This is a genomic window from Undibacterium sp. Di24W, from assembly GCF_049340325.1.
GTDB lineage: Bacteria > Pseudomonadota > Gammaproteobacteria > Burkholderiales > Burkholderiaceae_D > Undibacterium.
Genome location: NZ_JBMPOP010000003.1, coordinates 208930 through 226365, shown reverse-complemented (window position 1 = coordinate 226365; position 17436 = coordinate 208930). Strand labels below are relative to the sequence as shown.

Genomic DNA, 17436 nt, shown 5'->3' with positions numbered 1-17436 from the left:
AAAATAAGTTTAAACATAAGATCTCAATTGATTTTTTATAGAATTAATTACGATTTAAGTAGGCGTTTATTTACGACTAAAGCGCGCCACCAGAACGTCACCTAACCACTGAAACAGTTGAACCAGAATCACTAAGATTGCCACCGTCACAATCATAACTTCGGTCTGAAACCGTTGATAACCAAAGCGAAGCGCCAGATCACCTAAGCCGCCACCACCAATCACACCTGACATCGCCGAATAAGACACCAGTGCTATCGTTGTCACCGTCGTCGCTGCCAATAATCCCGGTAAAGCTTCCGGCAATAAGACATGCAAAATGATTTGATAAGTCTTCGCGCCCATCGCCTGACAAGCTTCGATGATGCCTTTATCGACTTCACGCAAGACATTCTCGACCAAACGCGCAAAAAACGGCGTAGTGCCAATCACCAAAGGCGGAATCGTACCTGCTACTCCCAGTGACGTCCCAACCAAAAATAAGGTCAGCGGAATCAAGACGATAAGCAAAATAATAAAAGGTACAGAGCGAAGCATATTCACGACAAAGGACAGCAAAGCGTACAGTGCACCTTGTTGTAATAATTGTTTTTTACCGGTCAAAAACAACAGCACACCCAAAGGTAAACCAAGCAAGATCGTAAACACCAAGGAGACACCGGTCATGGTCAAAGTATCCAAGGTCGCTTGTAAAATATCATCCCAATCTATCATTGAAAAATCCATATTAGTTCTCCTGTGCTTGGGTTGATGGCTGGGTAGGTAAATTCGTGAGCAAATGATTTAGCACATCCACACGAATGCCGGCCTGCCTCAATAATTTCAAGACCACATCAATTTCATTCTCTTCACCTAGCAGCTCTACAATTAATTGCCCATAAGGTGTATTTTTGATTCTCGCGATCACGCCTTGCAAGATCGTGATCTCAGCTTTGGTTTGCGACGCGATGCGGCTTAAGATAGGTTCATGCGTAGCTGAGCCAACGTAAGTCAAACGCAGCAAATAACTCAGCGAACTGCCTTGCCCGCGTTGCGATAATTCTTTCAGCAAACTCAAATCCAAAGCCTGATTTTCGGCAACCAAGCTTTGAGTCACGGCGTGCCTTGGATGCAAAAAAACCTCGACCACATTGCCAGTTTCTACAATTTCACCACCGTCGATCACGGCGACACGATCACAGATGCTGCGTATCACTTGCATTTCGTGCGTGATCAAAACGATGGTCAAACCTAGCTTTTGATTGATGTCGAGCAGCAAACGCAAAATCGCTTGGGTAGTTTCAGGATCAAGGGCTGAAGTCGCTTCATCGCACAAGAGTAAATGCGGATAATTGGCCAGGGCACGTGCAATGCCGACACGTTGTTTTTGTCCACCCGACAATTGAGCTGGATACTTAGTAGCATGTTCTTGCAAGCCGACCAAATCCAATAACTCTGCCACCCGGGCTGCACGTTGCTGCGCTGTGTATTTACCAGTCAGTTTGAGTGGAAATTCAATATTTTGCGCGACAGTCTTTGCATTCAATAGATTGAAATGTTGAAATACCATGCCTATACGCTGACGCAATTCCTGCAACTGCTGGGTATTAAATTGTGTGATGTCTTCGCCTTCAAACACGACTTTGCCGCGAGTTGGTCGTTCTAGCAAATTCAGAGCACGTAACAAAGTACTTTTACCTGCGCCAGAACGGCCAATGATGCCAAACACTTCGCCTTGGGCGATGTCAAGATTGATATTACGTAGCGCACTGATTTGGCGCCCTTGTACTTGGTAGTCTTTTTCTAACTGAGCGATTTCTATCACTGAGGGGTGTCCTTACATGTTGTTCGCTGATTGCGGAAGCTTTGATGTGTGCTTCAACAAAAGATCAAAGCATTCTATAGAACTCAGGCCTGCGTTTCCAATCTTTTAAAACGCTTTACTTATGCAATACAAGCATTTAGTAGCAAAATCTCATGCAAATATTCTTTATGCGCATGAGGTACTAGCAGCCTGTCAGTCTATGTAGGCATCTGAATCGCAAGCGACACCCGCCGCGATCCAGCGCCGTATTAAAGATCGAAAGCGTGTTTCAAGAAAACGCGGAAGTAAAAAGAGGTAATGCGCTGGGCGCAGCAGCATGCCGCAACGATATTGGCTAACATCGGCGTGCCACTCCAATGCGCGGCAAGTGCCACGCATTTGGCGCAAAAAGACTCGCGCAACGGGGCAAGGCTCCGCGGCACAACAAACGCCGCAGCCATTACAAGCTTGCCCAATGTGAGGTTTTGCAGGCGCCTCTGCTTGTAACCAAATAATTTGATTATCGTTGCCAGAGGCTTGCATGGAGATGAGAGGCTAAATGAAAATGAAGGATAATTTAAGACGATTTTTTAACGAAAAGCTTACGTCCAAATTTCCACATCAAGCCGAGAATAATCGGCACAATCGCGGCGCCAACACCGACCATCACAATGATGGAGAGATTATTCTTAATCAAAGGAATATGACCGAAATAGTAACCCGCCAAAATCAAGGATACGATCCATAAGATCGCGCCAAGGACATTGTAAAACTGAAAACTACGATGACTCATTTCCGAGAAACCCGCCACGAATGGCGCAAAGGTACGGACGATTGGTGTAAAACGCGCTAAGACGATGGTTTTACCACCGTGTTTTTCATAGAAAGCATGCGTCTTCTCTAGCGCACCTTTATCAATCCAACGCGAGTTACCCGCCATCACTTTGTGGCCTATGGTGCTTCCTATCCAATAATTAATCGAGTTGCCAGAGATAGAAGCAAATAACAGAATCGCAATCAGAAACCATGGGTCCATCGCGCCGGCAGCACAGAAAGTCCCTGCGATAAAGAGCAGCGAATCACCGGGTAAGAATGGGAAAATAACAAATGCAGTTTCGCAAAAGATGATGGCAAATAGCACGACATAAATCAAAGTACCGTATTGATCGATTAATTGTCCCATCTTATCGACATGCAATACCATATCCAAAAACTGCATAAAATCCATAATGCTCAACTTTCTGTGAGGGCAAACTTGGTTTGTCGGTTCATCACGTGCTTATACTAAAATCCTACTAAAGTCGCAAGAGGTAACTAATTGTAACTAGTCGGCCGCCAGCGGCGACATCATACACTAAGCGAACCCAGTTATAATGGTCATATGACGACGACCAACTTATCCCCTCGCCCGATTCAGGCATTACCTGATCATCTGATCTCTCAAATTGCCGCAGGCGAAGTGGTGGAGCGCCCCTCCGCCGTAGTAAAAGAGTTACTAGAAAATGCATTAGATGCGGGTGCAACCAACATCACCGTGCGCCTTGAAGAAGGCGGTGTGAAACGCATTGCCATCATCGACAATGGGCGTGGCATCCCCGCTGATCAATTACCGCTCGCGGTACAACGCCATGCGACATCCAAAATCACCTCATTAGAAGAACTAGAAAATGTCGCTACGCTAGGCTTTCGGGGTGAAGCTTTGGCATCGATTTCGTCGGTAGCGATTCTGACGCTGACCACCCGCACCGCCGAAGCACCCCATGCCTGGCAAATCGAGAGCGACAAGATCACGCCCGCATCCGGCGCGCAAGGCACCACAGTAGATGTGCAGGATTTATATTACAACACGCCAGCGCGCCGTAAGTTTTTGAAATCAGAACAAACCGAATTTGGTCATTGCGCTGAAGTCGTACGCCGCATCGCCCTAGCTCGCCCTGACGTCTCGTTTTCTTTATCGCATAACGGTAAAACCGTCGATCACTGGAATATCAGTGCTATCGACAAACGTAGCGCGACGATTTTAGGCGATGGTTTTGCCAACGCCCGCTTAGCCATTGATGAAAGTGCCGGACCTTTGCGTCTGCATGGCTTTATCGGTTTACCAACGGCCTCCAAAGGCCGCGCTGACGCTCAGTATTTTTATGTAAACGGTCGCTTCGTACGTGACAAATTACTGACGCATGCCGTGCGTGCCGCCTATCAAGATGTCTTGCATGGTGATCGTTATCCGTCCTACGTGATCGCTTTAGATCTCGATCCGGCTTTAGTTGACGTCAATGTCCATCCTTCAAAAATCGAGGTGCGCTTCCGAGATAGCCGCGCTGTGCATCAATTTGTATTCCATGCGGTGAATCGTGCGTTAGCACAAACCTCGGCGACGGCGTTCGGTACGGTACCTGCACCGGCAACGGCAGGCTTAGGCGAACCCCAAAGCAATAACGGACGCATGCCTTGGATAGGCGGCGAGCAAACCAGCTTTTCAGCGCAATTTGCATCCCCTGCTTTCGCCATCAATGACAGCAATTTGAATCAAAGTGCCTATGGAGGCAATAGCGGCGGTAACAGCGGCGGCTACGATTACAGCTTCATGCAACAACGTGCGCAGGGTGCTGGCGTTGCCCAATCCGCAGAAAGCTATGGCGCTTTTTTTGGTGGCAAGACAACTCAAACAGGCGAATCTAATTTGCCGAACGACGATCATCCACTCGGCTTTGCCCTCGCCCAGCTGCACGGCATTTATGTGCTGGCACAAAACAGCAAGGGCTTAGTCCTAGTCGATATGCATGCAGCACACGAACGCATTTTGTATGAGCAACTCAAGAATGCGCTCGATGAAAATGCCATGCCAGTGCAAGCCTTGCTGATTCCCATGACCTTCCACGCAGATGGTATTGAAGTCGCCACAGCAGAAGAAAACCAAGACATCTTGAAGTCACTCGGTTTTGATATCGCCGCGATTTCCCCTACTACTTTGGCGGTACGCGCTGTGCCAGCCTTATTAAAAAATGCCGACGCCCAATCTTTAGCCCGCGACGTCTTACGCGAAGTCAGAGAATTTGGTGGCTCACGCGTACTGATCGACCGACGTAACGAATTACTGGGTACCCTCGCGTGCCATACTGCAGTGCGTGCCAACCGCAGTTTAACAATAGTCGAGATGAACGCCCTGCTACGCCAGATGGAACAAACTGAGCGAGCCGATCAATGTAATCATGGTCGACCGACTTGGGTACAAATGGGATTGAATGATCTAGATAGAATGTTTATGCGTGGTCAATAGTGATGCCAGCAAATAGCATATTCGGGCGCATCGCGTTGTTGCCCTTACTCGCAATACCGACGTATTGCTCCGTCGTGCGCCTAGCGCTGCATCCCGACTAAGCTATTTTCTGACACCACTAAATCTCCAGAATCTTTTCTAAAACTATGCAACAACAAAAAATCATCGCCATCATGGGTCCCACTGCTTCCGGTAAAACCGCAGCAGCGCTGGCGATCGCGCGTGAAGTCCCTGCCGAAATCATTTCAGTTGATTCGGCTTTGGTCTATCGCGACATGAACATTGGGACAGCAAAACCAAATGCCGAAGAACTCGCTGCCGCGCCGCATCACTTAATTGATATTATCGATCCTAGCGAATCCTATTCCGTCGCGCAATTCTTGAGCGACAGCGGACGCTTGGTGAAAGAGATACGCGCACGTGGCAGGCTACCGATTTTAGTCGGCGGCACCATGATGTACTACAAAGCTTTAATGAACGGCATTGACGACCTACCACCCGCCGACACAGTAATCAGGGCACAGCTCGATGCCGACATGGCGACAATCGGCGCAGCCGGCTTGCATGCACGCTTAACAGAGCTCGATCCAATCACTGCAGCACGCTTAAAGCCCAACGACAGCCAACGCATACAACGCGCATTAGAAATCTACATGATCACTGGGCAAGCGATGTCCACTCTAATCGCCCAACAAACACGCGCCGCAACCCCTTTTGAATTGCTTTCGATCTCACTTGAGCCCAGCGACCGCAGCTTTTTACACGAACGCATCGCCAAACGCTTCGACATCATGTTGGAGCAAGGCTTCATTGACGAAGTACGCCAACTCAAGCTCAGATCCGAACTCAGCGCCGACTTACCATCAATACGTTGCGTAGGCTACCGCCAAGCGTGGGATTATTTAGACGGCAGCATCGACCACCAAGAAATGCGCGAACGCGGCATCATCGCCACGCGCCAACTCGCCAAACGCCAGCTAACCTGGTGTCGCTCTATTCCCGAAAGGCTGATCGTCGATTGCATCCAGGACAATGTCAGCGAACAAGTTTTAGCGCACTCGCTTAAAATGCTCAAAGACAATTAAAGTCATTTAAACGACGTTAATGACTTTTTCAAGCGCAACCAAGCAAATTCACATTAATTCTTGACGCACTGCACATCCACTGGCATAATCTTGGGCTTCTTGGTGATATAGCTCAGTTGGTTAGAGCACAGCACTCATAATGCTGGGGTCGGTGGTTCAAATCCACCTATCACCACCAGAACACAAAGCCCTGTTAGCAATAACAGGGCTTTTTTGTTTTCTGGTTCTCAATAATTACCTGACTCGAATAATGCTTTACAAAATTGTCGTTTAATCTACCTAAAGCAATGAAATTAGCTGGATATTTTTGTGGAATTCGCTGAAGATTGAGCGCGAGGCATGGTGTTGTTGAATCAAAAGCAGTATCTCGTTTTAATTTACCTTACGAACTTCCGCAACTATTCCTTAATCTCATACCAGCCAATCAAAATGAGAATAGCTAATCGATTAGGCCAACTGACTCTCAGCAATAAACGCGCACTTTTGTATGGTGGCGTCGGTTTCGTCATTCTATTCTCTATCACCAGCGCCTTCCTTACTCTGCTGTATTTACGGCAAGAGGCGCAAGAACAAATTCAACGCTCGTCTGAAAATCTTGCCAGTTCTTTAGTGCAAACTTTTGATGGCATGATCGACACCATTGATGTTGCCCTGCAATCGGTCGTGGATGAAGTAAGCAGACAACAAGCCGACCGCAACATAGACGCAGACAATATCAACCAACTGTTACTGCGTCAGGCAAAACGTGTCCCGCATCTCGCTTTTATGCGTATCACCGACGATAAGGGCAATGTAGTTTATGGCGTCGAAAATCAAAATAAGCCGACCAACCTGAATGACCGCACTTTTTTTCAACTTTTAGTCAACGACCCTCAAGCTCAACTGATTGTCGGTCAACCTGTATTTGCAAAAATAGCGCAAAAATGGGTTTGGTCTTTCTCCCGCCGTATCAACCGGACAGACGGCACTTTCGCTGGCATAGCGTACGGCTCTGTCTATACCGACGAAATTGAAGATATCTTTAATAAGATTCACATAGGCGAAGGTGGTTCAATTGCTATACGAGATGAGGCGCTGGCTCTGATTGCACGCACAACATTTGATCGTAACAACACCATTCCAATTGGCAGTACTTCAATTTCAATTCCATTCAAAAATACCCTAAAAACAAATCCAAATCGAGGCACCTATACCAGTGATACCTCCAGCACTGATGCCATCAAGCGTATTTACTCGTATCAACGTAGTGACAAGTATGGCTTTATTGCAAATATAGGTTTGGCTAACGATGTCGCACTTAAAGCCTGGCAAAAACAAGTCGCCGTTGTTAGTCTGATCCTAGCCGTATTCGCCATTACTCTTCTATATTTGACACGGAAAATTGACTATGCTTGGCGACAATATGACGATGCGATTCTCACGTTAAAGCATAATGCTGAACAACTTTCATACAAACATCAGCTACTGACAGACTCTGACGAAAAACACCGAGCCCTATTAGAAAGATTACACACGGCGATTGTCGTGCATGCGCCTGATACCAGCATTCTTTTTAGTAATTCTAGAGCATCCGAATTGCTTGGATTAACTCAAGACGAATTACTGGGCAAAGTGGCGATTGATGACAACTGGTACTTTGTTGATGAACGAGGCATTAAAATGCGTCCGGATCAATATCCAGTTCAGCGTGCGTTGAGCACTAAAACATCCTTCAGTGAAATGGTACTGGGAATTCGCCGCCCAAATGCCCACGAATTACGCTGGGTACAGGTGAGCGCATTTCTAGAAGATGATGAGCATCATCAATTGCGCCAAATCGTCGTCAACTTTAATGATATTACGGAACGAAAAGAAGCCGAATTGCGCTGGCAATTTGCCTTAGAAGGCGCCGGCGATGGTGTGTGGGATATCAATCTCATCACGAAGAAAGGGCAGTTTTCAAAAGCTTTTTTGGGTATGTTAGGTTATCCCGAGCATAGCTTTGAGGAAAACTATAATCAGCTTATATCTCTTGTTCATCCAGAAGATCGCGCCAATTTACTCGCTGAGATGAAAAAACATAGAAGTGGACAAACCAGTCAATTCTCGGCGGAATACAGGATGCGTTGTGCGGATGGCGTGTATAAGTGGATTTTTGGGCGTGGAATGGTGGTGAGTGTCAATGAAGCAGGACTATCACTTAGGATGGTGGGCACGCATACCGATATTTCTGCGATGAAAAATGCGGAAGAAAAAATTTGGACGGAAGCGAATTATGATTCACTGACTAAGCTTCCAAATCGCCGCTTGTTTTATGACCGTGTTGAAGAAAATATCAAGAAAGCACAACGCGAGCATGAAACTATCGCCCTACTCTTTATTGATCTAGATAGATTCAAAGAAGTCAATGACACCCTCGGACACCATGTCGGAGACCAGCTGCTAATTCAGGCAGCGACACGCATCAAGTCCTCGGTACGTGCCTATGACACCGTAGCAAGGATAGGTGGCGATGAATTCACCGTCATACTAGCTGATGTGCACGACACGGTCGACGTTGGTAAGCTCGCCGAAAAAATAATTATCCAATTGTCTGAGCCTTTTACTATCTCTGGGGTCGAGTCTTACGTTTCCGCCAGCATCGGTATTGCTCTGTATCCGAATGATGCCCAGACAGTGATAGAACTCACTCAGCACGCAGATCAAGCGATGTATTCGGCCAAAGATAATGGCCGTCAATGCTTTCGTTTCTTCACTAAATCCATGCAAGAAGATGCGACCTATAGAATGCGCCTTGCAAACGACTTAAGGCACGCACTAAAACAAAACCAATTCCTGGTTTACTATCAGCCAATTATCGATCTTAGCAATGGCCAGACCTATAAAGCCGAGGCACTGATACGCTGGCAGCATCCTGAGCTAGGATTTATTTCGCCGGCCAGCTTTATTCCTATCGCGGAAGACACAGGCACCATACATCAAATCGGTAATTGGGTATTTTCGCAAGCCATTGAGCAGGTAAAGATTTGTCAGGCATTATCAAACCGAAAATTTCAAATCAGTGTCAATAAGTCCCCGGTACAGTTTTTAGTTGAACGAGGTGATCAGCATCAATGGCTGGATCAAATCCTGAAATCGGGCATTGATGGCGACAACATCGTGATTGAGATTACCGAGGGCATCTTGATTAACAATGATATCCGTGTCACACAGAGTCTCTTACAATGCCGTGACGCGAAAATTCAGGTAGCGATTGACGATTTTGGCACTGGTTATTCATCGCTATCTTACTTAAAAAAGTTCGACGTCGATTATCTTAAAATTGATCAATCATTTACCCAGAATCTGTCCCTACATTCATCAGAATATGCACTCTGCGAAGCGATCATCGTGATGGCGCATAAGTTAGGCATACAAGTCATCGCTGAAGGTGTAGAAACTGAAGAGCAACACCAGCTATTAAAGCAAATGGGTTGTGACTTTGGGCAGGGCTACTTGTTTTCCAGGCCGATGCCTGCTGCGCAATTAGTCGAATTCATTAGCGCAGCATCTGCTATCAGTCTGCACTAAAAATCAATGCAAGAAGATTTTTTGGATTGAAAAAAGTGCCAGCGTGAACAATTGAAAATTCGCTCAAAGATAGTTGATTGGCTTATGAAGTACAAACGTTTCGATAAGCGCTCTCGTAAGCTTCGATCACAATCTGCGGGTTGAGGCTTGAGCGGATGCAGATACAAAGAAGAAATGAGTGCCTGAAGAGATTTTACTTTGCTGATTTATCTTCATTACCGCGCGGGATATAACGAAGGCGGATTTGTTTTAGTACTTTTTGCTACGCCAAGAGTCGGCACTCGAACTCTTTTTTCATTCAACGCCATGTGTTCATGGATACTCGGTCTGAACAGAAGTCGGTTGCGATTCAATACTATCGACTTTTATTCAGCGGTCATCGCTGCTTTTTGAGCTGGCGTTAAACGTTTAGCACTGATCACGACCGTTTGCATCATCGATGTCTCTTGATCATAAGCGAGTTTTTCTGCTTCGGACATGCGTTTTGCGCTGACTGTCACGGTTTGAATTGGCGCTACTGAAGCGTCCACATTAGAAGTCGTCGCGACGTTCACTATGCCTACGAAAATTAATGAACTTAAGCAAGCAGATGCTGCAGATACGATGGCTGTGGCGGTAATTGTTTTCATGGTAGTTCTCCTAAATTTTGCGCTAAAGTTTCATTTAATGGGTAATTAAACTCGCTGTTTAGCTGATTAATTTTTTTATCGATTTGTGTTTCGATGTGTGTACTTTAACGAAGCCTGGAGTCAAGTGCTATGCGTATGCGACGAAATGCGAAATGGCGGCAATCAAGTGCTGAAAAATGAGCTTTAAGAGAATTCAGACACGATGCGCAAGGCGCAACTTACGCAAGTTGACTATCGTTTTCTTGTACCTTCGTTGAAGAATAAGCCGACTTCCTAAGGCGTCAATGAGGAACAACTTGAGGACGGAGTGACAGAAAAATTGATCAACAGATAGCTACAATGATGTGAAAAAATGAGAATGGAATTTCAACTTCTGACAGCAGAAATCAAAAAAGTGAGTTGAGAGAAAAAATGGATTCAGTAAAGAATGTTGAATCTTGAACAGTGCTCATCGGCACCGGGTTTAACCGCCGATCGGGCTAAACCATTATGAAATATTGCGACTAGCTTGGAACACTTAAAACTAAATGAGCTTCAGAGAATAAACATTAAGACCTGGGTTCATCAATCTGAATAAGTCAGAAAACCTTCACTGACTTATTCAGCATTCATCTGCGCTTTTTCTGCTGCAGTCAAACGTTTAGCGCGAATTTCAATCACTTGAGTCACTGTGGACTGCGCTAATTCCCAATCGTAAGCTTGTTTTTCAGCATCACTCATACGTTTTGCGCTGATAGTGACTGTTTGGATTGGCGCTACGGATGCTTCAACAGTGGTCGTCGTAGCCATATTCACGACGCCTACAAAAATCAATGAAGTTACGCAAGCAGAGGCTGCAGAAACGATGGCTGTGGCGGTAATTGTTTTCATGGTATTTCTCCTAAATTTATTAACATATTCACGATTAAATGAAACTTGGTTTTTTATCGATTTCCGTGTTGTTTGGTGTGTCGATGGGTGTACTTTATCGAAACCAAACGTCAAGTACTAGCGCGATGCGACGAAGTGCAAAAAGCGAGGATTTAAGCGTTGAAAAGCGCGCACCAGCTAAGTTTTATGGTGCGATTTGGAAGAAAAGAGAACGTAAAGGTGCGAAAAGCGGCCGACAAGGGGCCAAGCGTGCCAAACCTACATCACACTTGCCACCTTGTTATAAACTATGTGCCATTAGCTATGTACCAGCAACTATTGGTTATTAACGGCTATGCGAAGTCAGTTTTGCCAATGGCGATGCTAGGCTGACGCCCGGTGCCTGATTACGTGCGCCGCTTTTTTTCGCATTGACGGCTGGACTTTCAACTTTAGCTTCGTCCAGACGCTCGTCTGCCTCACCGCGCATTAGTGACGTGCCGCCAAGATTACGCCCCATTGCAACGCCTACGGCCAACATATCAATGACCAATAAATGCAAAATCCGGCTCACCATAGGCAAATGCGTTGTGACATCTTCTACGTGATCTACAATCAAGGCGACATCTGCTTTGCGTATCAATGGTGAATGACTAGCAGCAATTGCGATGATCTTGGCGCCTCGTTCGCGGGCTTTTTCGGCAACTTCTAATAACTCTGGCAATCGACCACTGCTACTACTGATCACGACCACGTCTTGATCGCTCAAGACACTCGCCGACAACAACTGCAGGCGTGAATCGGTGTGCGCAATACTAGGAATACCCAAACGCAAAAATTTAAATTGAGCATCTTGCGCAACGACACCGTAATGGCCAATCGCATAAAACTCAATCCGATTGGCTCGATTAATTAAGGCAATCGCCCGCTCTATCATGTCGCGATTGAGTTGACTGCGTACCTGCAAAATGGCAGAGGCGGTATTACCCAAGACTTTAGCGCCCAGCTCCAGAGCTGAATCATCATCGGTCACCTGAATATGCGTGACCGGCACGGTACCAGTTAAGCCCGATGCTAGTCGTAATTTAAAGTCAGACAAACCTTCACAACCTAAAGAACGGCAGAAACGAATCACAGTCGGTTGACTGACATCAGCGGCGCGGGCGATTTCGGCAATAGGATCGTTGACTACGGCACGGGCATGCGCCAAGACATGCTCGGCGACACGTAGCTCGGCAGGCGATAAATCGGCACGAATACGGCGTATCTGTCCCAAGATCGCTGAGCCTGGGTCGGTATTCAAAGTTCTTAGTTGCGCATCTAAGATGGCCGAGGCACCAATAAAGGTGGCTTGCTCAGCCGTGATCACAAATGTCGGAATTGCCGCGACATAGCGACTGAAGCGCCCTTTTTGTTCGAAGCGTGCACGGAAACTGGATTTTTCAAAATACTCACCCAAACGTGGCACGATACCGCCACCGATGTAGATGCCACCCATTGCCCCCAACGTCACTGCCAGATTAGCTGCCGCTGTACCGAGCAATGAGCAAAATACATCGAGCGCTTGTATGCAATAGGTATCAGTTTGATCCAGTGCCATTTGCGTGATTTCGGGTGCGCTCAATTCACGCATTAAGCCCTGGCCATGCTCTACTAAGGCGCGATAAATTAGCTCCAAGCCAGGACCAGACACCAAACGTTCAAAAGACACGTGCTCAAAGTGTTTCCAAACATAGCGCAAGATAACGATCTCGCGTTCATCGCGTGGTGCAAAACTAGTGTGACCACCTTCCGAACCTAAGGAAATCCAACCATCCCCCGCAGGAATCAAACCTGATGTACCTAGACCACTACCCGGCCCTAATAAGCCGATAACACTTTGCTTGCGTGGACTACCGCCACCAATTTGTTGTACGTCGTTCGGTCCCAACCGCGGTAAAGCCATTGCCAGTGCAGTAAAGTCATTGACGATCAAGAGCGTGTCAAAACCCAGCTTTTGACGCACTTCTTCAATAGAAAAACGCCAGTGATAGTTAGTCATGCTGACCATATCACCATCAACAGGATTCGCGATCGCGACCGCAGCGTGCTCAATTTGAAAACCCGGCAAGGTTGCCAGATATGCGCACATCGCCGCGTAAAAATCGGAATAATCAGCACACAGTAAAGACGTGACATACTGAAAATCACCGCGCCCCATTTCCAAAGCAAAGCGTGCATAAGTGCCGCCTATGTCCGCCAGCAGGTGTGGCGTTGCATATTGTGCGCTGGTATTTCCGGAGCGTGATATTGATTGGGTTTCCATAGGTTTCCAAATTGATAGTGCGTATCCGATGCGATTCAAAGCGATGCGATACGATATTTTGCGATGCTTTTCGCCCCTACTTCTCTGCAACAACTTAAACAAGCGAATCAGTATAGTTGCAAGGTAGCATTAAAATTGCAAACTTGCATTGTAGTCTGACTAGACGAGCCTATGATATATCAAGTGTTTGACTACAAATCGGCTCAAACTAATTAAGGGATTATGTCGTTAATGCCGTAGAGAAAGCAAGATTTGTAACTAGACTACAAAAAATAATGTAGTAAAGTTTATAACCATCGCCATTTGATTAGTATGCTTTACGCTCATAAATGACCCTATCAGAACGCTCCGCAGCGCCTATAACAACAAGCCATGCCGATAAATTCAGCTAAGTAGCGTAGCTTGCGACATGCGCATCATCCGCTTGGTTCGCTGACAATCAATAACTTTAAGATCGAGAGTGCGTAGGACGCGACCTTTATTCACCATCTTTGCTCTATCTCGACAATTCGAGCAGATGCGAACCGCTAGCAAGGTTTCTAAATAGCTGCCTGGATGTCCCGTATTTCACTTGCTTTCCTTCGTTAAGAATTCACTTTACAGGCTTCCGAATCATCTAAAAACCAAAGAAAAAAATTTCAATAAGCTTTTTATCAATAGTTTATTCTGGAAAACCACAAATCAAGAAAAATCCTGAAACTTAATAACAAATGCGTTGCCATATTTATGTAGTTTTGCTACATTGACTCAATAATAGTCACACAAAATCCTAACTATCTTAATTACCATGAGTTATGCAAAAGTGCTGCAACACCGTGTGATTACAAATCACCAGCTCTGTTTAGCCGTTTTTGTATGATTTGCACTACAGGACTTCGCTCTGATGACCAACACCACCTCCTCTAGCTCAATAACGACAGCGACAGCGCCCTACCCATGGCTGGTCGCAGACATAGGCGGCAGCAATGCACGCTTTGGCTGGGTTGCTGGCGCAGATCAGGCGATCACTCATGTACACACGCTAGCAGTCAATAAATTTGAAACGCCAATTGCAGCCAGCGAAAATTATCTGGCGCGCCTGAAAGAACAGCTAGGCACGACCTACCAGCCACCGCGCTGTGCTGCTTTTGCAGTGGCCACGGCAGCAGGTCAGGATCAGATTAACTTCACTAACAGTCATTGGGGATTTTCTCGCGCACATGTTCAGGCATCTTTACAACTTGAGCGCTTCCTCGTGATTAATGATTTTGAAGCCTTAGCACTCTCCCTACCCCGTTTACAAGCAAGCCAGATTCGCGCCCACGATAAGTTGCCTGAGCATCATGGCACGCTCGCAGTGGTTGGACCTGGAACGGGACTGGGGGTTGGCTCAGTGATCGAAACTCGCCACGGCTGGATTGCCATCCCTGGTGAGGGCGGTCACGCCAGCTTGGCGGCAACAGATGATTTTGAATCTGAAGTTCTCAGCCGGGTACGTCAAGAATTTCCCCATGTCTCTGCCGAGCGACTGTTGTCTGGCATAGGCTTACCGGTGCTATACCGCGCTGTGGCGCACATTTTAGGTACCGCTACGGAAGCACTCAGCACCGAAGTAATTGTAGAGCGAGGTTTGCAAAATCAGGATGCCGCTTGCCGTCAAACTTTAGATACATTCTGCGCATTACTCGGCAGTTTCTGCGGTTCTATTGCGCTAACAGTCGGCGCACGCAGCGGTGTCTACATTGGCGGCGGTATCGTACCGCGCTTTGGCGATTTCTTCTTCAACTCACGTTTCCGCGAAAAATTTGAAGCCAAAGGTCGTCTGCAACCCTATTTGCAGCAAATCCCTACAGCTCTAATTACTGATACGTTGGCCGCTCTGAACGGTGCGGCCTTTGCGATCGAACAAAGCGAAGCACCTGTTACACACAGCGAAGCGTAAATTCTATGCAGCGCCGCCTATTCTCCCCAAGACTTCACAAATTACTAACCCCACTCAGTAGTTTGTCGGGCGGCGCTGTTTTTTTTTGCGCAAGTGTATTGATTGCCGGAATACCAAGTCTGGCCTATAGTTTCGAAGGCACTTCTGCCCCGCCACAAAACAGCACGCATGACATTCAACACCTAGAACCCTCGTCATGGTGGATAGGGATGAAACATCCCGACCTGCAATTGATGGTGCATGGAAAAAACATCAGCGAACTAACACCACACATCGACTATCCCGGTGTCAGCATTCGCCAGATACAGCGCAGTGACAATCCCAATTACTTGTTTATCGATCTGCGCATTGCAGAAAATAGTTCAGCAGGTACAATCAACATCGTATTTAAGCGTGGCGAAAAGACTGTCCTGACACAAAAATTTGCTCTAGAAAATCGTCGTCCCGATTCAGCTTTAAGAGCGAGTTTTACCCCTGCTGATGCGATTTATTTGGTGGTACCGGATCGCTTTGCCAATGGTGATCGCAGCAATGATAGCCATCCCGACTACAGCGACAAACTAGCGCGTGATATTGCAGGTGGACGTCATGGTGGTGACATCCAGGGTATGCAACAACATTTGGACTACGTTGCCAACATGGGCTTTACCATGTTGTGGCCAACGCCATTAATGGAAAACGCCATGCCAGTGAATTCTTATCATGGCTATGCGGCAACCGATTTCTACAAGATAGATCCACGCTTCGGCAGCAACGCCAGCTACAAAGAACTGGTGGTATCCGCCAAACAAAAAGGCGTGGGCATGATCCAAGATATTGTCTTAAATCATATAGGGTCAAATCATTGGTGGATGAAGGATTTACCCAGCAGCGACTGGTTAAATTTTCCGAAAAAATATACCGAGACCAATCACATACGCAGCACTCTGCAAGATATCCATGCATCTCAAAGTGACAGACAGAAGTTCACCGATGGTTGGTTTGTCAAAACCATGCCAGACATGAATCAACGCAATCCTTTCTTGGCGAACTACTTAATTCAAAATACTTTGTGGTGGATAGAATATGCCGATCTGTCTGGATTGCGGGTCGATACTTACTCCTATTCTGACAAAGATTTTTTAGCGCGTTGGTCGCAACGTATCACCGACGAATATCCTCACTTGAATATCGTCGGTGAAGAATGGAGCATGAATCCTAACATCGTCGCCTATTGGCAGCGCAGTGGGCAGCGCAAAGGAGAGAAAAAACAGAACCATGACGGGTATCGCTCCAGTATGCCGAGCATGATGGATTTTTCTGTATATCAGGCATTGCACACCAGCTTAGTTGGAGAAGATGGCAAGCCCGCAAACATGATGACGATGTATGACGCGATAGCAAACGACTTCATTTACCCGCACCCAGATAATCTGACGATTTTTGAAGGCAATCACGATACGCCGCGTATTTTTTCTGCCCTCAATCAAGATGTCGCACTCAACAAATTAGCTATGGTCATGCTAGCGACGCTACGCGGTATTCCTCAGATGTTTTATGGCGCTGAAATCCTGATGACCAGTCCAAAACAACGGGATGATGGCAAAGTTCGTGGTGATTTTCCAGGTGGCTGGGCTGGCGACAAGATCAATGCATTCACTGCTGAAAAACTAAGTGCCGCGCAAAAAGATATGCAGGGCTTTGTCCGCAAATTATTTAATTGGCGGAGAACCGAAGCCGCAATTCATCAAGGCAAGTTAATTCACTTCATCCCTGAGAATAATTGTTATGTGTATTTTCGCCTGCTCGACAATGCGAAAGACGAACGCAAAGTCATGGTGGTCATTAATCGCAATGAACAGAGCGTGGAACTCGATCTGCAGCGTTTTCAAGAAATCATCAAAGACAGCAAAATGGCGCGCGAAGTAATGAGTGGAGAAGTTATTTCACTCAAGGAAAAGCTCAAGGTCAATGCAAAAACCGCTTTGATCTTAGATCTGAAATAAGCTAATCCAAACACATTAGCTATAAATAATTTTTGTAAAATCCCCCCCGA

At 46.5% G+C, this 17436-nt stretch carries 12 protein-coding genes and 1 tRNA gene; 6 read left to right on the top strand and 7 right to left on the bottom strand.

Going from position 1 to position 17436, the window contains the following annotated elements:
- Positions 1-66: 66 nt before the first annotated feature.
- The 4 genes from ACO0KZ_RS07270 to ACO0KZ_RS07255 form a co-directional block, all read right to left on the bottom strand.
- Positions 67-726, bottom strand: a complete 660-nt coding sequence (locus ACO0KZ_RS07270) for a methionine ABC transporter permease (RefSeq protein WP_422994246.1) — start codon at positions 724-726, stop codon at positions 67-69.
- Position 727: 1 nt separating this feature from the next.
- Positions 728-1804: a methionine ABC transporter ATP-binding protein gene (locus ACO0KZ_RS07265; protein WP_422994244.1), complete on the bottom strand. Its 1077-nt coding sequence runs from the start codon at positions 1802-1804 to the stop codon at positions 728-730.
- Positions 1805-1996: 192 nt separating this feature from the next.
- Positions 1997-2326: a hypothetical protein gene (locus ACO0KZ_RS07260; protein ID WP_422994242.1), complete on the bottom strand. Its 330-nt coding sequence runs from the start codon at positions 2324-2326 to the stop codon at positions 1997-1999.
- Between the two features lie 34 nt (positions 2327-2360).
- Entirely contained in the window at positions 2361-3011 is a 651-nt protein-coding gene (locus ACO0KZ_RS07255) for a VTT domain-containing protein (protein WP_422994240.1), read from the bottom strand.
- Between the two features lie 153 nt (positions 3012-3164).
- Here ACO0KZ_RS07255 and mutL point away from each other — a divergent pair, with 153 nt between their 5' ends.
- The 4 genes from mutL to ACO0KZ_RS07235 all read left to right on the top strand — a co-directional run bounded on the left by mutL (position 3165) and on the right by ACO0KZ_RS07235 (position 9697).
- On the top strand, positions 3165-5063 hold the full coding sequence (gene mutL / locus ACO0KZ_RS07250; protein ID WP_422994238.1) for a DNA mismatch repair endonuclease MutL: 1899 nt from the start codon (positions 3165-3167) through the stop codon (positions 5061-5063).
- A gap of 146 nt (positions 5064-5209) precedes the next feature.
- A complete protein-coding gene (miaA, locus tag ACO0KZ_RS07245) occupies positions 5210-6148 on the top strand; it encodes a tRNA (adenosine(37)-N6)-dimethylallyltransferase MiaA (RefSeq protein ID WP_422994236.1) in 939 nt (312 codons plus the stop codon).
- A 101-nt stretch (positions 6149-6249) separates the two neighbouring features.
- Positions 6250-6326 (top strand) — tRNA-Met (locus tag ACO0KZ_RS07240).
- Positions 6327-6577: 251 nt separating this feature from the next.
- Complete coding sequence (locus ACO0KZ_RS07235) at positions 6578-9697, top strand: bifunctional diguanylate cyclase/phosphodiesterase (protein ID WP_422994234.1); 3120 nt, start codon at positions 6578-6580, stop codon at positions 9695-9697.
- Positions 9698-10062: 365 nt separating this feature from the next.
- On the opposite strand, the gene ACO0KZ_RS07230 is transcribed toward ACO0KZ_RS07235, so the two are convergent.
- From ACO0KZ_RS07230 to ACO0KZ_RS07220, 3 genes are all read right to left on the bottom strand, one after another.
- Positions 10063-10326 (bottom strand): hypothetical protein, encoded by a 264-nt coding sequence (locus tag ACO0KZ_RS07230; RefSeq protein WP_422994232.1) that lies wholly within the window; start codon positions 10324-10326, stop codon positions 10063-10065.
- 597 nt (positions 10327-10923) lie between these two features.
- On the bottom strand, positions 10924-11196 hold the full coding sequence (locus tag ACO0KZ_RS07225; protein ID WP_422994230.1) for a hypothetical protein: 273 nt from the start codon (positions 11194-11196) through the stop codon (positions 10924-10926).
- A gap of 325 nt (positions 11197-11521) precedes the next feature.
- On the bottom strand, positions 11522-13480 hold the full coding sequence (locus tag ACO0KZ_RS07220; protein ID WP_422994228.1) for a glucokinase: 1959 nt from the start codon (positions 13478-13480) through the stop codon (positions 11522-11524).
- 883 nt (positions 13481-14363) lie between these two features.
- On the opposite strand from ACO0KZ_RS07220, the gene glk reads away from it, so the two are divergent.
- The gene (glk, locus tag ACO0KZ_RS07215) at positions 14364-15401 is read left to right on the top strand and encodes a glucokinase (RefSeq protein WP_422994226.1); all 1038 of its coding nucleotides are present in this window, start codon (positions 14364-14366) and stop codon (positions 15399-15401) included.
- A gap of 5 nt (positions 15402-15406) precedes the next feature.
- Positions 15407-17386, top strand: a complete 1980-nt coding sequence (locus ACO0KZ_RS07210) for a glycoside hydrolase family 13 protein (RefSeq protein ID WP_422994224.1) — start codon at positions 15407-15409, stop codon at positions 17384-17386.
- Positions 17387-17436 lie beyond the last annotated feature (50 nt).

Excerpts from the sequence above, each read along its gene's own strand:
- ACO0KZ_RS07220 (WP_422994228.1), bottom strand. The coding sequence starts at position 13,480 with ATGGAAACCCAATCAATATCACGCTCCGGAAATACCAGCGCACAATAT.
- ACO0KZ_RS07225 (WP_422994230.1), bottom strand. The coding sequence starts at position 11,196 with ATGAAAACAATTACCGCCACAGCCATCGTTTCTGCAGCCTCTGCTTGC.
- ACO0KZ_RS07235 (WP_422994234.1), top strand. The coding sequence starts at position 6,578 with ATGAGAATAGCTAATCGATTAGGCCAACTGACTCTCAGCAATAAACGC.
- ACO0KZ_RS07260 (WP_422994242.1), bottom strand. The coding sequence starts at position 2,326 with ATGCAAGCCTCTGGCAACGATAATCAAATTATTTGGTTACAAGCAGAG.
- glk (WP_422994226.1), top strand. The coding sequence starts at position 14,364 with ATGACCAACACCACCTCCTCTAGCTCAATAACGACAGCGACAGCGCCC.
- mutL (WP_422994238.1), top strand. The coding sequence starts at position 3,165 with ATGACGACGACCAACTTATCCCCTCGCCCGATTCAGGCATTACCTGAT.
- ACO0KZ_RS07255 (WP_422994240.1), bottom strand. The coding sequence starts at position 3,011 with ATGGATTTTATGCAGTTTTTGGATATGGTATTGCATGTCGATAAGATG.
- ACO0KZ_RS07270 (WP_422994246.1), bottom strand. The coding sequence starts at position 726 with ATGGATTTTTCAATGATAGATTGGGATGATATTTTACAAGCGACCTTG.
- miaA (WP_422994236.1), top strand. The coding sequence starts at position 5,210 with ATGCAACAACAAAAAATCATCGCCATCATGGGTCCCACTGCTTCCGGT.
- ACO0KZ_RS07210 (WP_422994224.1), top strand. The coding sequence starts at position 15,407 with ATGCAGCGCCGCCTATTCTCCCCAAGACTTCACAAATTACTAACCCCA.
- ACO0KZ_RS07230 (WP_422994232.1), bottom strand. The coding sequence starts at position 10,326 with ATGAAAACAATTACCGCCACAGCCATCGTATCTGCAGCATCTGCTTGC.